The organism is Microbacterium sp. KR10-403, assembly GCF_040196215.1.
In the GTDB taxonomy this organism is placed as follows: domain Bacteria; phylum Actinomycetota; class Actinomycetes; order Actinomycetales; family Microbacteriaceae; genus Microbacterium.
In genome coordinates, this window is the sequence record NZ_JBEGDC010000007.1 from 159,354 (window position 1) to 172,856 (window position 13,503).

General features: G+C 71.7%; 14 protein-coding genes and 1 tRNA gene. 5 read left to right on the plus strand and 10 right to left on the minus strand.

Annotated features, from left to right (window positions below; translation table 11 throughout):
• Positions 1-62: 62 nt before the first annotated feature.
• Positions 63-135: transfer RNA gene (locus ABMQ42_RS16530), tRNA-Arg, on the minus strand.
• Between the two features lie 63 nt (positions 136-198).
• On the minus strand, positions 199-888 hold the full coding sequence (locus tag ABMQ42_RS16535; protein ID WP_349724099.1) for an asparagine synthase: 690 nt from the start codon (positions 886-888) through the stop codon (positions 199-201).
• A 144-nt stretch (positions 889-1,032) separates the two neighbouring features.
• Here ABMQ42_RS16535 and ABMQ42_RS16540 point away from each other — a divergent pair, with 144 nt between their 5' ends.
• The 3 genes from ABMQ42_RS16540 to ABMQ42_RS16550 are packed head-to-tail and all read left to right on the plus strand — an operon-like array spanning position 1,033 to position 4,366.
• Entirely contained in the window at positions 1,033-1,641 is a 609-nt protein-coding gene (locus tag ABMQ42_RS16540) for a DUF4956 domain-containing protein (RefSeq protein WP_349724100.1), read from the plus strand.
• Positions 1,638-2,450, plus strand: coding sequence for a polyphosphate polymerase domain-containing protein (locus ABMQ42_RS16545; protein ID WP_349724101.1), 813 nt, complete (start codon positions 1,638-1,640; stop codon positions 2,448-2,450). Before ABMQ42_RS16540 ends, ABMQ42_RS16545 begins: the two co-directional genes overlap by 4 nt.
• Entirely contained in the window at positions 2,447-4,366 is a 1,920-nt protein-coding gene (locus tag ABMQ42_RS16550; RefSeq protein WP_349724102.1) for a carbohydrate-binding domain-containing protein, read from the plus strand. The genes ABMQ42_RS16545 and ABMQ42_RS16550 overlap by 4 nt, the downstream gene beginning before the upstream one ends.
• 133 nt (positions 4,367-4,499) lie before the next feature.
• On the opposite strand, the gene ABMQ42_RS16555 is transcribed toward ABMQ42_RS16550, so the two are convergent.
• Together ABMQ42_RS16555 and ABMQ42_RS16560 are read right to left on the minus strand one after the other, a co-directional pair.
• The gene (locus ABMQ42_RS16555) at positions 4,500-4,892 is read right to left on the minus strand and encodes a DUF5684 domain-containing protein (RefSeq protein WP_349724103.1); all 393 of its coding nucleotides are present in this window, start codon (positions 4,890-4,892) and stop codon (positions 4,500-4,502) included.
• On the minus strand, positions 4,889-5,839 hold the full coding sequence (locus ABMQ42_RS16560) for an aldose 1-epimerase family protein (RefSeq protein WP_349724104.1): 951 nt from the start codon (positions 5,837-5,839) through the stop codon (positions 4,889-4,891). The genes ABMQ42_RS16555 and ABMQ42_RS16560 overlap by 4 nt, the downstream gene beginning before the upstream one ends.
• A 135-nt stretch (positions 5,840-5,974) precedes the next feature.
• Between ABMQ42_RS16560 and ABMQ42_RS16565 the strand changes: the two genes are divergently transcribed.
• Positions 5,975-6,550, plus strand: a complete 576-nt coding sequence (locus ABMQ42_RS16565; RefSeq protein WP_349724105.1) for a DnaJ family domain-containing protein — start codon at positions 5,975-5,977, stop codon at positions 6,548-6,550.
• An 11-nt stretch (positions 6,551-6,561) separates the two neighbouring features.
• Here the strand turns inward: ABMQ42_RS16565 and ABMQ42_RS16570 are convergent, their stop codons facing one another.
• A complete protein-coding gene (locus ABMQ42_RS16570) occupies positions 6,562-6,957 on the minus strand; it encodes a winged helix-turn-helix transcriptional regulator (RefSeq protein WP_349724106.1) in 396 nt (131 codons plus the stop codon).
• A gap of 106 nt (positions 6,958-7,063) precedes the next feature.
• Between ABMQ42_RS16570 and ABMQ42_RS16575 the strand changes: the two genes are divergently transcribed.
• Complete coding sequence (locus ABMQ42_RS16575; protein ID WP_349724107.1) at positions 7,064-7,432, plus strand: DoxX family protein; 369 nt, start codon at positions 7,064-7,066, stop codon at positions 7,430-7,432.
• Between the two features lie 27 nt (positions 7,433-7,459).
• On the opposite strand, the gene ABMQ42_RS16580 is transcribed toward ABMQ42_RS16575, so the two are convergent.
• From ABMQ42_RS16580 to ABMQ42_RS16600, 5 genes are all read right to left on the minus strand, one after another.
• Positions 7,460-8,500 (minus strand): NAD(P)H-dependent flavin oxidoreductase, encoded by a 1,041-nt coding sequence (locus ABMQ42_RS16580; RefSeq protein WP_349724108.1) that lies wholly within the window; start codon positions 8,498-8,500, stop codon positions 7,460-7,462.
• Positions 8,501-8,522: 22 nt separating this feature from the next.
• On the minus strand, positions 8,523-10,025 hold the full coding sequence (araA, locus tag ABMQ42_RS16585; RefSeq protein WP_349724109.1) for an L-arabinose isomerase: 1,503 nt from the start codon (positions 10,023-10,025) through the stop codon (positions 8,523-8,525).
• Positions 10,022-11,617 (minus strand): xylulokinase, encoded by a 1,596-nt coding sequence (locus ABMQ42_RS16590; protein WP_349724110.1) that lies wholly within the window; start codon positions 11,615-11,617, stop codon positions 10,022-10,024. Before ABMQ42_RS16590 ends, araA begins: the two co-directional genes overlap by 4 nt.
• Positions 11,614-12,330: an L-ribulose-5-phosphate 4-epimerase gene (locus ABMQ42_RS16595; protein WP_349724111.1), complete on the minus strand. Its 717-nt coding sequence runs from the start codon at positions 12,328-12,330 to the stop codon at positions 11,614-11,616. Before ABMQ42_RS16595 ends, ABMQ42_RS16590 begins: the two co-directional genes overlap by 4 nt.
• Positions 12,331-12,459: 129 nt before the next feature.
• Positions 12,460-13,437 (minus strand): LacI family DNA-binding transcriptional regulator, encoded by a 978-nt coding sequence (locus tag ABMQ42_RS16600; protein WP_349724112.1) that lies wholly within the window; start codon positions 13,435-13,437, stop codon positions 12,460-12,462.
• Positions 13,438-13,503: the final 66 nt, after the last annotated feature.

The following is a 13,503-nucleotide window of genomic DNA, read 5'->3' on the forward strand; positions in this document are numbered from 1 at the left end:
CCTGACAACGCGAAAACCCCGGTTCTGTGAACCGGGGTTTTCGCTACTGTCTCAACACAGTGTGCGCCTGAAGAGACTCGAACTCCCAACCTTCTGATCCGTAGTCAGATGCTCTATCCATTGAGCTACAGGCGCCCGTGCGCTGCTGCGCACAAGAGACCATGTTATCCGACGATCGGTCATCGCGCGAATCGGGGCCTACTCCAGTTCCGACAGGTCGACGCCGCCGATCTTGTCGGCCGGGGCATCCGTCGCCTGCTCGTCGTTCAGCGTGCCGGCGGCGCCCTCGGCGTTGCGCCGCCGGTGCGCGGCCAGGCGGGGCAGGTCGATGAGCCGCAGCGACTGCATGCGCGCGTCGCGCAGCTTGCCGTAGTCGGGCTCGAGGTCGGGACGAGCCGCCTCGATGCGCAGCGTCGAGTCGATGTTGCGCTCGACCTCGGCCCACGCGGCCTCGCGCGCGTCTTCGATGAGCGTGCGCAGCTCGTCGTCGTCCTCGGCCCGGGTGCGCAGCTCGGCGGCCACCTGTTCGGACTGCCGCTGCCGCTTGCGCAGGTTGCGCACGTCGCGGCTGCGATAGTCGTGCGTGCCGTACGAGTCGCTGTGCCGCCGCTTGGCCCGCAGCCGCGCGCTCTCGATGCGCAGGGCGTCCTGCTCGGCCTCGGCGGCGAGCGTGAGCAGCGTCTCGCGCGCCTCGGGCATGAGCCGCCGCACATCGAAGTCCTCGCCGCGGGCGATGACGTCCACGAGGATCCTGTTCTTCAGCTCGAGCCGGGTCGCGGCCGAGGCGACGTACAGCCCGTCGGCGACCATGTCGGAGAGCTTCATGCCCTTGGGGCGCCGCCACGACGCCAAGCGACGAGCCGCGTCGCCTCGCTTCGTGTCTGCCACGGGCACTCCTGTGAACGGCGGTTGATCCCCTGCAAGATTAGCCGGAATACGGCTCCGGGAGATTCGCCGTCCCGTCAAAGTCACCTCATAGGATTCGCAAAGTGACGCGCGGCTTAATGGAATCCGAACACTTCAGGAGGATTCATGGAACAGCTCGCCGCCGTCGGCCTCGATCTCGTCGCGATCGCGATTCTCGCATTCGCGGTGTACTTCCCCCGGCACCGGCGTCGCGACCTGGCTGTCGCGTTCGTAGGCATCAACGTCGGAGTCCTCGCCGTCTCCATCGTCCTCGGCTCGACCACCGTCGGCGCCGGCCTCGGACTCGGCCTGTTCGGCGTCCTGTCGATCATCCGCCTGCGCTCGAGCGAGATCGAGCAGAGCGAGATCGCCTACTTCTTCGCCGCACTGGCCCTCGGCCTCATCGCCGGCCTCTCCGGTGGCGTGACCTGGCTGGGCATCGTGCTGATGGCGCTCATCGTCATCGCGCTGGCCCTCATCGACAGCCCCGCGCTCTTCCGCCGCTACCGCGAGCAGCGCCTCACCCTGGATCGGGCGTACACCGACGAGGACGCGCTGCGCGCCGTCGTCGGAGAGACGCTGGGCGGCCGCATCCACGTCCTGCACGTGCGCGAGGTCAACCTCGTCTCCGACACGACCGTCGTGGACGTGCGGTATGCGGTCGACAAGAACGCGAGGCGGGATGCCGCGGCCGCCGACTCCCGTACGCTGACGCAGATCGGAGCCGGACGATGAGCACGCTCACCCCGGTCGCCGACCTCGCGGCCTTCGCGCCGATCGATCTCGTCGAGCTCAACGCCCACGCGGCCCTGCAGACCCGCATCGACCGCAAGTACGTGCTCCCGCTCGCGGAGCTGCCGGTGATCGTCGGCCGGCTGCCGGCATCCACCCGCCTCCTGCAGATCGACGGCGTCTCGACGCTCGCCTACGCCTCGCGCTACTTCGACACCCCCGAGCTCGACAGCTACCTGACCACGGCGCGCGGGCGCCGGCGCCGCTTCAAGGTGCGCGCCCGCACCTACGTCGACTCGGGCGACTCGTTCCTCGAGGTGAAGACCAAGAGCGGCCGGCGGGCCACCGTCAAGCAGCGTGTGCCGGTCGCCGATGTCGCGCTCGACGAAGCCCGCCGCGAACAGGCCGCCGCTCTTCTCGACGCCGGCGAGATCCCCGCGGCCGAGAACGTCGCGCGCCGCCTGCGTCCGAGCATGGACTCCCACTACCGCCGCATCACGCTCATGCTGCCGGGCGCCGTGCCCGCCGAGGACTCGCGCACCACGATCGACATCGACCTGGAGTGGAGCGCACCGGGCCGCGGCGTCCTGCGCACCCCCGACCGCGTGATCGTCGAGACCAAGTCCGGCAGACGCGCGGGGGCCATGGACCGAGCGCTGTGGCGCGCGGGCCACCGACCCACCTCGATCTCCAAGTACGGCACCGGCATGGCCGCGCTGTATCCCGAACTCCCCAGCAACAAGTGGTGCCGGACACTGCAGCGCCACTTCGCGGACGCCGAACGCTCCGCCGACGAAAGGACACCCGCATGACCTCCCGACCGAAGTCCGCCAAGCTCTGGCTGCTCGCAGCCCCGGCCCTGGCCCTCTCCCTCGTGCTGGCCGGATGCAGCGGCGCCGCCTCGGGCGATGAGACCAGCACGGCCGCCGCCGGCACGAGCACCTCCGCGGCCGCGCAGACCGCCGAGCAGGTGCTCGCCGCCAACCAGGACGCCCACGACTCCGATGACGACGCCGACTGGTCGGCCGACGATGCGGTGACGATCACCCTCGACGGCACGTCGGCCACGGCATCCAGTTCCGACGGCGTGACCGTGAAGGACGGCATCGTCACCGTCACCGCGGCGGGCACCTATGTGCTCACGGGCGACTCGACCGGCCAGGTCGTCGTCAACAGCACCGCCGACGGCCAGGTGAAGCTGGTGCTCGACGGCGTGACGATCGCGAACGCCGACGGCCCCGCCATCGACATCCAGGCAGCCGACGAGGCGGTCGTCATCCTCGCCGACGGCACGGAGAACGCGCTCAGCGACGCCACGAGCTATGCCGACGACGCCGACGCGAACGCGGCGCTGTACAGCAAGGCCGACCTCACCATCACCGGCACCGGCTCGCTGACCGTGGACGGCAAGGGCAACGACGCGATCGCGTCGACCGATGGTCTGGTCATCCAGTCGGGCACGATCGACGTGACCGCGGTCGACGACGGCATCCGCGGCAAGGACTACCTCATCTTCCGCGACGGCACGATCACCATCGACGCGGGCGGCGACGCACTCAAGTCCGACAACGACGAGGACGCCGACCGCGGCTACGTCGACATCGCGGGCGGAAAGATCTCGATCACCTCGGGCGACGAGGGGGTGGATGCCGCGACCGACGTCGTCACGACAGGCGGCACGCTCTCGATCGTCGCGGGCGGTGGGTCGGACGAAGACCCGGAGTCGGGCGCCAAGGGCGTCTCGGCCGGCGTCATCGCGGTGTTCGAGGGCGGCACGATCACGATCGACAGCGCCGACGACGCGGTGAACACCGACAAGTACGCGCACTACAACGGCGCCGACGTCACCCTGTCGACCGGCGACGACGGCACGCACGCCGACCTGGCACTCGCCGTCTCGGCCGGCACCGTCACCGTGAAGAAGGCCTACGAGGGCCTCGAGGCCGCCGGAATCGACATCACCGACGGCACCGTCGACATCACCACGAGCGACGACGGCATCAACGTGTCGGAGCCCGACGAGGGCACCGGTACGCAGACGCTGGCGATCTCGGGCGGCACGGTGATCGTCGACGCCGAGGGCGACGGGCTCGACGTGAACTCGGGCGCGATCGTCCAGAGCGGCGGCACCGTCGTCGTCTCGGGCCCCACGAACGACGGCAACGGCGCCCTCGACGCCGACAAGGGGATGACGATCTCGGGCGGTGTCCTGATGGCGGTCGGCTCCAGCGGCATGGCGGTCGCGCCGTCGGCCGACGACTCCGACCAGGCCAGCGTCGAGTTCACACTCGACTCGGCCGCCCAGGCCGGCACCGTGCTGACGGTGGTCGACGCCGACGGCACGGCCCTGGCATCCATCACACTAGAGAAGCAGGCGTCGAACGTCGTCTATTCGTCGTCGAAGCTCAGCAACGGCACCGAGTACACGCTCACCTCGGGCGGCACCGCCGGCACGACGGTCGCCGGCCCGCTCGCCGAGGCGGGCACGGCAGGCTCCACGACCGTGGCCACGGCGACCGCCGGCGAGCAGACCTCGTCGGAGATGGGCGGCCCCGGCGGCGGAATGGGCGGCGGCCAGGGCGGCCCCGGCGGCGGCCAGGGTGGCGGCGAGCCCCCGCAGGACGGCACCCGCCCGACCGACATGCCGCAGGCACCGGACGGCGGAGCGCCGACCGACATGCCCACCGACATGCCGCAGGACCAGGGCTCGGATTCGTCGGGCAGCTGACGCGAGCGCGGCTTCACGACATCACCCCTGTGCACGTCTCTCGGGCTTCCGAGCGTGCACAGGGGTGTTGTCGTGTGGAGAGGAGGGAGGGATGCCGCGGGCCGGGCCCTCGAGCCGGTCCCACGGGTGGGGATCAGGCGGGCTTGGTGTAGCGGGCGCTCCCGTAGCCGAGGATGAACAGCCCGATGATCGACAGCAGCCACAGCAGGAAGAACGACCAACCGCCGCCCTTGCCGAAGCCGCGCCCGATGCGCACCGCGACGATGATCGAGAAGACGATGTTCACGATCGGGATGAGGAACAGCAGCGTCATCCAGGCCGAGTATCCGGCGATCTTGACGAGGATGAAAACGTTCACGATCGGGATGATCGCGAGGATGCCGGGATACCCGGCCTTCGAGAAGACCCGCCACATCGCCACGACGGCGAGGATGTAGAGCACCAGCGCGGTCATCGAGGAGCCGGTGCCGAACACCTGCCCCCAGAGCTGGCGCGCCGGGTCGTCGGTGATGGCGGCGAGGGTCATCCGATCGCGCCGATGCGCCAGTGCGCGGTGGTCGATTCGCCGGGCTGCAGTGTGATCATGCCCGCATCGTAGGGGTACCGTGCGGCGTTGAACGCGTCCGGTGCGCAGGTCATCGGCTCGAGCGCGACACCGGCGCGGTGCGACGGGTCGGCGGCACCGGCGGGCTGGTCGGACGTGTACGCCTGCACCCAGGGGCACGCGGCATCCCACACCATCTCGACCCCGCTGCCCGAGGCGTCGGTCAGCCGCGCGGTCACCACGCCGTCTTCGTCGCCGGCCAGGCCCGTGAACGCGTGGTCGAGCTCGACGGCGCCGATCGGGCGCGCGGTGCGGAAGTCGAAGCGCGCGGCGTCGACCTCGACCCCCGTCAGCTCGGTCGGGATGAGCCGGTCGGGCGTGACCTGCAGCACCTGGGCGGCGGGCAGCTCGAACGTCCAGTCGTCGACGTGCCCGGCGCCGGCCACCAGGTACGGGTGGGCCGAGGTGCCCCACGGCGCGGGCTCGGCACTGTCGTTGACGGCGGTCACCGACTGGGTGAGCCCGACCGAGGTCAGCGCGTAGGTGGTGCGCACGATCACGCGCCACGGATAGCCCTTCTGCGCCTCGATCACGGCCTCGAGCGTGACGTGGCTGGCTTCCTTGTCGACGGGCACGAACTCGATCCACGAGGCCAGGCCGTGCAGCGCGTGGTGACGGGCGGGCTCGGTGAGCGGCACCTGCTGCTCGACGCCGTCGAACGTGTAGCGACCGTCGACGATGCGGTTCGGCCACGGCGCGAGGGTGGCGCCGCGGTGCCCCGGGCGCACCTCGTCGGCGTCGAACGGGATCACCAGGTCGCGCCCCTGGTAGGTGAGGCTGCGCAGCGATGCGCCGACCCCGGCGATGACCGCCTCGTAATCGCCTGCGCGCAGGGCGTGCTGGGTTCCGGACAGGGGAATGCGTGCCATGGGACTTCCTGAGGTTGTTCGATCTTCGGGCCGACGGCCGATTCTACTCGGGCCCCGCCGCAACAGTGGGACCGGTCACATACCGGCGGTCCGCGCGGACGGGCGGCGTAGGCTCGGGGAAACGGAAGGTGCGACATGGCAGACGACCCCCGAGACGCCGCCGCACGCTACCGCCAGGAGCGGGAGCGGCGCGAGAATCCCGAGCTGTACGGGCAGGCGCCGGCCGCGGCATCCACTCCCCGTCCGATGACCGAGACCGAGCGCTGGGCGTACGTGGAGACCTCGATCCAGCAGGCGATCCGCCGCGGCGAGTTCGACGACCTGCCCGGTGCCGGCAAGCCGCTCGAGGGCCTCGGCGACCATCACGACCCGGACTGGTGGATCCGCCGCAAGATCCAGACCGAGCAGCTTTCGGGACTCGGACCGCCGGCGCTGACGCTGCGCGTCGAGAACGAGCGGTTGCACGAGACCCTCGACGCGCTGCACAGCGAGAGCGCGGTGCGCGAGCACCTCGAGGACTTCAACCGGCGTGTCGTCGAGGCACGCCGCCAGTTGCAGGGCGGCCCGCCCGTGGTGACTCCGACGCGCGACGTCGAGGCCGAGCTGGCGGAGTGGCGAGAGCGGCGGGATGCCGCGGCCGCCGCCGCAGCGCAGGTCGAGGCCGCGGCCGCCCGCGCGCCGCGCCGCGGGCTGTTCGGCCGCCGGCGCTGAGAGCTCAGCGCTCAGCGCGCGTCGTAGGCGGCGCGGCGCTCCTCGATCTGTTCGTGATGGGCGATGGCCCACTCGGCGAGCGCGATCGCGGGGGCGAGGAGCGTGCCGCCCATTGGCGTCAGCTCGTACTCCACGCGCGGCGGCACCTCGGCGTGCACGGTGCGCGAGATCAGCCCGTCGCGCTCGAGGTGACGCAGCGTGCGCGTGAGCATGCGCTGCGAGACGCCGGGGATGTGCGCCTGCAGCTGCGAGAAGCGCAGCCGCCCCTGCTGCAGCGTGGCGATGACCAGCAGCGACCACTTGTCGGCGACGCGGTCGAGCACGTCGCGCACGATCGGGCCGACATCGCCGCGTGCGTGGCAACTGTCTTCATAGGCGCTGCGCACGTCTTCTGCGCTCTGTGACATCCGGACCTCCGTGTGCGTCAGGCACACCCATGTGCCTTTTGTACGCGGTCGATGAGTGTGGTTGGTTACTCATGGTAATTGACCACACGAATGGAGACCAACCCCCATGACCATCGCCCTCTGGATCGTCAACGTCGCGCTCGCGCTCGCCTTCCTCGGCGCGGGCGGCATGAAGGCCCTGCGCTCGAAGGACGCCCTGCGCGAAGGCGGCATGGCCTGGACCGATGATTTCGCCGCACCGGTGGTGCGCATGATCGGCATCGCCGAGATCATCGGCGCCGTCGGGCTCATCCTGCCGCTGGCGACCGGCATCGCCACGGTGCTCACGCCGATCGCCGCGTGCTGCCTCGCCGTGCTCATGATCGGTGCGGTCGTGACCCACCTGCGCCGCAAGGAGAAGGCCGCTCCCGCGCTCGTACTGCTGATCCTGTCGATCGTCAGCGCGGTGCTCGGCTTCTTCGTCGCGCTCGGCTGACCGGTCGGGGCCGTCGGCCAGGCCGCATCAGCCCGGCAGCCCCGCCACGAGCTCCGCGAAGACCTCGGCCGCATCGTCGCGCGTCGACAGCGCCGCCGCCTGACCCGCCCACAGCGACTGGTACTCCCCCAGCCCGCGCGTGCCGGCCTCGGCCCGGAACTGGCCGGTCAGCCAGTTCTGCGCGGGGAACGGTGCGATCTGGCCGGCCGTCTCGATCGCGCGCATGGCACGGTTCGGGATGCCGCGGCTCAGCCGTCCGCTCATCGCCCGGGTGAGCACGGTGGTCGTGTCGCCGGCCGCCACGATGGCCTCGCGGTGCGCGTCGGATGCCGCCGACTGGCGCGTGCGCAGGAACGCGGTGCCCACCTGCACGCCGGACGCCCCGAGCGCGAAGGCGGCGGCCACGCCCCGACGGTCGGCCACCCCGCCCGCCGCGATGACGGGGACGCTGACGGCATCCACCACCTGCGGCACGAGCGCGAAGGTCCCCACCAGCGAGTGCTCGGGCCGGTCGAGGAACGACACTCGGTGCCCGGCCGCCTCGGCGCCGCTGGCGACGATCGCGTCGACGCCCGCGGCATCCATCGCCCGCGCCTCGGCGACCGTCGTGACCGTGCCGGTGATGCGGATGCCGCGCTCGTGCAGCGTCGTCACCAACTCGGTCGACGGCGCGCCGTAGACCACGCTGAGCACGGCGGGCGCCTCGTCGAGCACGGCCTGCAGCTGGTCTTCGACGGGCGGGAGGAAGCGCTCGGGCGGCGTCGGCAAGGCCACGCCGAGCTCGGCGAACAGCGGCGCCGCCGCGCGCGACGCCGCCGTGAGGTCGACCTCGGCCGGCGTCACCTCATCGCCCGTGGGCAGCCACAGGTTGACGGCGAACGGCTTGTCGGTCGCCGCGCGCAGCGCCCGGATCGTCTCGCGGATGCGGTCGGGCGCGTACCCGTACAGACCGTACGACCCCAAGCCGCCGGCGTCGCTCACGGCGGCGACCAGGTCGATGGACGACAGTCCGCCGAACGGACCGAGGACGATGGGCTGCTCGATGCCGAGCGCGTCGCGAAGGCTCATGGCCTCGACGGTACTCCGGCGGCTACAGCCCCTGGGCGAGGCGGTAGTACGCCTGGTTCCAGCGCACCTCGCGCGCGAAGCCGGGCACCGTCGTGCTCTCGTCGATGACCAGCAGCTCGGTCTGCGCCATCTCGGCGAAGTCGCGCCACACCTCGATGCCCACGGCCGTGGTCATGACGGTGTGGTGCGCGGCGCCGGCGGTCAGCCAGCACGTCGTCGAGGTGGTGAAATCGGGCTGCGGCTTCCAGACCGCGCGGCCCACCGGCAGCTTGGGCAGGTCGGGCGCCGACACGTTCTCGACGACGTTCGCCACGAGCCGGAACCGGTCGCGCATGTCGCTGAGCGCCACCACGACCGCAGGGCCCGGATCGGCGGTGAACACGAGGCGCACCGGGTCGTCCTTGCCGCCGATGCCCAGCGGGTGCACCTCGAGACGCGGTGTCGCGGTGGTCAGCGACGGCGACACCTCGAGCATGTGCGCGCCGAGGATCTTCTCGTCGCCCGGCACCAGGTCGTAGGTGTAGTCCTCCATGAGCGACGCGCCGCCGGGCAGCCCCGCACCCATGACGTTCGCGATGCGGATGAGCACGGCCGTCTTCCAGTCGCCCTCGGCGCCGAACCCGTACCCCTCGGCCATCAGGCGCTGCACGCCCAGGCCGGGCAGCTGCTTCAGGGAGCCCAGGTCTTCGAACGAGGTCGTGAACGCACCGAAGCCGCCCTCCTCGAGGAAGGACCGCAGGCCCACCTCGATCGCGGCGCCGTCCCGCAGCGACGAGTGACGATCACCGCCCGGGCGCAGCTCGGCGGCGACGTCGTACGACGCCAGGTACTCGTCGATCAGGGCGTCGACCTGGGCGTCGGTCGCGGCATCCACCGCCTCGGCGAGCTCGTTCACGCCCCAGGTGTTCACCTGCACGCCGAACTGCAGCTGCGCCTCGGTCTTGTCGCCCTCGGTCACGGCCACGTGGCGCATGTTGTCGCCGAAGCGGGCGAGTGTGAGGGAGCGGGATGCCGCGAGCCCGGCCGCCGCGCGCTCCCACTGCTCGACCTGCGCGAGCACCGCCGGGTTCGACACGTGCCCGACGACCGTCTTGCGCGGCACGCCCAAGCGGGTCTGGATGTACCCGAACTCGCGGTCGCCGTGCGCGGCCTGGTTGAGGTTCATGAAGTCGAAGTCGATGTCGTCCCACGGCAGGTCGACGTTCGCCTGCGTGTGCAGGTGCAGCAGCGGCTTGCGCAGCGCGTCGAGGCCCGCGATCCACATCTTGGCGGGGCTGAACGTGTGCATCCAGGCGATGACGCCGATGACCTCGTCGTGCGCGTTGGCGTCGAGCGCCAGGCGGCGGATGCCGTCGGGCTCGGTCAGCACCGGCTTGTAGACGACCTTCACGGGCAGGCCCGCGAGGCCCGCGACGACCTGCTGCGCCTGGGCGGCCACCTGGCGCAGGGTCTCTTCGCCGTAGAGGGTCTGACTGCCGGTGGCGAACCAGACCTCGTATCCGTCGAGTGTGGTGTTCAGGGTCATGCTGTTCCTTCCGGGAGGGCGGCGACGGCGGCGCGCTCGACGGCGAGCCCCGCGCGGTAGCGATCGAGATAAGCGGTGAATCCGGCGACGTCGGCCGGGTCGGGGGCTGCGACCTCGACCTGCGCGTGGGCGAAGACGCGGCCCCGCAGGTAGGCGGTCAGGTCGAGGGCGGATGCCGCATCCAGATACGCGGCGAGCACGGCGCTGCCCCACGCGCCGCCCTCCGACGCGGTCTCGCCGACGGCCACGGGCGCGCCGAGCGCCGCGGCGAGGAAGCGCTGGGCGACCCCCGCCGTGCGGAACATTCCGCCGTGGGCATACATCTGGTCGAGCGCGACCTGCTCGTCGGCGAGGATGCGCATGCCGAGGGCCAGCGTGCCGAACACGCCGTAGAGCTGCGCGCGCATGACGTTGGCCAGCGACAGGTCGCTGCCCGGGGTGCGCACGAACAGCGGACGGCCGGCGTCGGTGCCCGCGATGGGCTCACCCGCGAGGTGGTTGTAGGCGAGCAGCCCGCCGGCGTCGGCGTCGCCCGCCAGCGCTTCGCGGAACAGCACGTCGAACACCGCGTCGGAGGCGAGCGGGGTGCCGGATGCCGCGGCGAACCGCTCGAACAGGCCCGCCCAGGCCGCCAGCTCGCTGGCACCGTTGTTGCAGTGCACCATCGCGACCGGGTCCCCGGCGGGCGTGGTGACGAGGTCGATCTCGTGGTGCAGCGCGGTCAGGGCCCGCTCGAGCACGACCATCGCGAAGATGCTCGTGCCGGCGCTCACGTTGCCGGTGCGGGGTGCGACGGCGTTCGTGGCGACCATGCCGGTTCCGGCATCCCCCTCCGGCGGGCAGAGTGCCGCGCCCGGCTGCAGCGTGCCGCTCGCGTCGAGCAGCGCGGCGCCGGCCGCGGTCAGTGCGCCGGCCGGCTCGCCCGCACGCAGCACCTCGGGCAGCAGCGTGCGCAGCCCCGGCACGCGGCCGGCGGCGCGCTCGTCGTACCGTGCCACGAGCGCGTCGTCGTAATCGCCGGTCGCCGGGTCGATGGGGAACATGCCCGAGGCGTCTCCCACGCCCAGCACCGCGCGCCCGGTCAGCCGCTCGTGCACGTACCCGGCCAGCGTCGTCAGCGCGCGGACCCGCTCGAGGTGGGGCTCGTCGTCGAGCACGGCCTGGTGCAGATGCGCGATCGACCACCGCAGCGGGATGTTCTGCCCGAACAGCGCGGTGAGCTCGGTGGCCGCAGGCCCCGTCGAGGTGTTGCGCCAGGTGCGGAACGGCACGAGCAGGTCGCCTGCCGCGTCGAACGCGAGGTACCCGTGCATCATCGCCGAGACGCCGATGGCGCGCAGGTGCTCGATCGGCACCCCGTGACGGGTGCGCACCTGGGCGGCGAGGTCGGCGAAGGCGGCCTGCAGGCCGGTCCAGACCTCGTCGAGGTCGTAGGTCCAGCGGCCGTCGACGTAGGAGTTCTCCCAGGCGTGCGCGCCGGTGGCGAGGATGTCGTTGACGTCGTCGCCGATCAGGCACGCCTTGATGCGCGTCGAGCCGAGCTCGATGCCGAGCACCGCCCGGCCGTCGGCGATGATCTCCGCGGCCGTCACGAGGCGCTCCGCCGGTCGTCGCCGCTCTGGCCGTAGACGTTCTGGTACCGGTCGAAGAGGCTGTCGATCGCCTGCTGCGGAATCGGCAGCAGCTCGCCGCCTTGGCGGGCGATGTGCACGGTGCGGGCCACGTCTTCGAGCATGACCGCCGCCTTGACGGCATCCTTCGCCGTCGCTCCGATCGTGAATGGACCGTGGTTCTGCATGAGCACGGCGCGCGAGCGGTGACCGGTGAGCGTGTCGACGATGCCGCGGCCGATCGAGTCGTCGCCGATGATCGCGAACGGCCCCACCGGCACGGGTCCGCCGAACTCGTCGGCCATCGCGGTGATGACGCAGGGGATCTCCTCACCGCGCGCCGCCCACGCGACCGCATAGGTCGAGTGCGTGTGCACGACGCCCCCGACCTCGGGCATGTGGCGGTAGACGTAGGCGTGCGCCGCGGTGTCGCTGGACGGGCTGCGGTCGCTGCCGGCCGTGTCGGGGATGACGTGCCCGTCGAGATCGCAGAGGATCATGTTCTCGGGCGCGAGGTCGTCGTAGCTCACCCCCGAGGGCTTGATGACGAACAGATCGGTGCCCGGGACGCGCCCCGACACGTTGCCGCCGGTCCACACCACGAGCCCGTAGCGCACGAGTTCGCCGTGCAGCCGAGCGACGTCGGCGCGGGTGGTGGCGATGGCTGCGGCGGTGGGCTCATCGAAGTCGGTCACGGTTCCTCCATCGGGATCGTCTGCACGCGAGGCGTCTGTGAAAGATGTTACCGGTAACATCGCTCTGTCGCCAGACCTTTCCCACAGCCTGCCACGCGGCGGCCGCGCGAGCGCGGTATCGATCGGGCGTCAGCGCGTCGGCGGCGCGGTCGACGCCCGTGCCGCCAGCACCGGTGCGTCGATCGAGGGCGGGGCCGCGGCATCCAGCACCGCCGCCACGCACCGCCGGGCCTCGCCGGCGATGTCCAGGCGCACGCTGCTGAGCGCGGGGCGATAGTGTGCCGCGTCGGGATTGTCGTCGAACCCCACGACGCTGATGTCGGAGGGGATGCCGCGGCCCGCGTCGGCGAGCGCCGACATCAGTCCGAGCGCCATCTGGTCGTTCGCGACGACGACCGCGGTGGGCCCGTCCGCGCGCGCGATCGCCGCGAGCACTGCCGGGGCCGCCGCCGCCCCCGACGCCGCCGACCAGTCGCCCGCCCAGCGATCGGTGACCGTCATGCCGTGTGCGCCGACGGCGGTATCGAACCCTTCGGCGCGGGCGGCCTCTTCGATCCAGCCGTCGGGGCCGCCGATGCGGGCGATGCGCCGGTGGCCGAGGTCGGCGAGGTGCGCGACGACGAGCGCCGCGGCGTCGGCCTGCAGCGCGGTGCCCTGGTGCAGCGCGAGCACGGGGACGGTCGCGTGGCTCTCCAGACGGGCGACCGTGTCGATGCGCTGCGCGACGAGCAGGATGCCGTCGACGCCCTGATCGAGAAGATGCCGCACGGCGGCGTCGACCGATGCCGGGTCTGCGGCGTCCGCGTAGGCCGTGGTGACCCATCGCCCGGCCTCGCGCGCGGCGCGCTCGAGGGCCGCGATGCCCGCGCCCGGGCCGAACAGCGTCGCGTCCGACGCCAGCACGCCGAGCACGTGGGAGCGATCGGTGCCCAGCGCCCGCGCGGCGTTGTTGACGCGATAGCCCAGGGTCTCCATGGCTTCGAGCACGCGCTGCCGCGTCTCGGGGCGGATGCTCGAGTGGTCGTTGATGACGCGCGACACCGTCTGCGCCGAGACGCCCGCGGCCCGCGCGACATCCCGCATGCCCACCCGTCGCGCGTCGCTCACGTGCTCAGCGTATCCGTGGCGGGCGCGCCGACGCGGCCGCCACCGCGCGAGCGGCCGGAGTGGACG

Coding starts and splice junctions, on each gene's coding strand:
- ABMQ42_RS16560 (WP_349724104.1), bottom strand. CDS start 5,839: ATGGCACGCATTCCCCTGTCCGGAACCCAGCACGCCCTGCGCGCAGGC.
- ABMQ42_RS16575 (WP_349724107.1), top strand. CDS start 7,064: ATGACCATCGCCCTCTGGATCGTCAACGTCGCGCTCGCGCTCGCCTTC.
- ABMQ42_RS16555 (WP_349724103.1), bottom strand. CDS start 4,892: ATGACCCTCGCCGCCATCACCGACGACCCGGCGCGCCAGCTCTGGGGG.
- ABMQ42_RS16540 (WP_349724100.1), top strand. CDS start 1,033: ATGGAACAGCTCGCCGCCGTCGGCCTCGATCTCGTCGCGATCGCGATT.
- araA (WP_349724109.1), bottom strand. CDS start 10,025: ATGACCCTGAACACCACACTCGACGGATACGAGGTCTGGTTCGCCACC.
- ABMQ42_RS16565 (WP_349724105.1), top strand. CDS start 5,975: ATGGCAGACGACCCCCGAGACGCCGCCGCACGCTACCGCCAGGAGCGG.
- ABMQ42_RS16580 (WP_349724108.1), bottom strand. CDS start 8,500: ATGAGCCTTCGCGACGCGCTCGGCATCGAGCAGCCCATCGTCCTCGGT.
- ABMQ42_RS16550 (WP_349724102.1), top strand. CDS start 2,447: ATGACCTCCCGACCGAAGTCCGCCAAGCTCTGGCTGCTCGCAGCCCCG.
- ABMQ42_RS16545 (WP_349724101.1), top strand. CDS start 1,638: ATGAGCACGCTCACCCCGGTCGCCGACCTCGCGGCCTTCGCGCCGATC.
- ABMQ42_RS16570 (WP_349724106.1), bottom strand. CDS start 6,957: ATGTCACAGAGCGCAGAAGACGTGCGCAGCGCCTATGAAGACAGTTGC.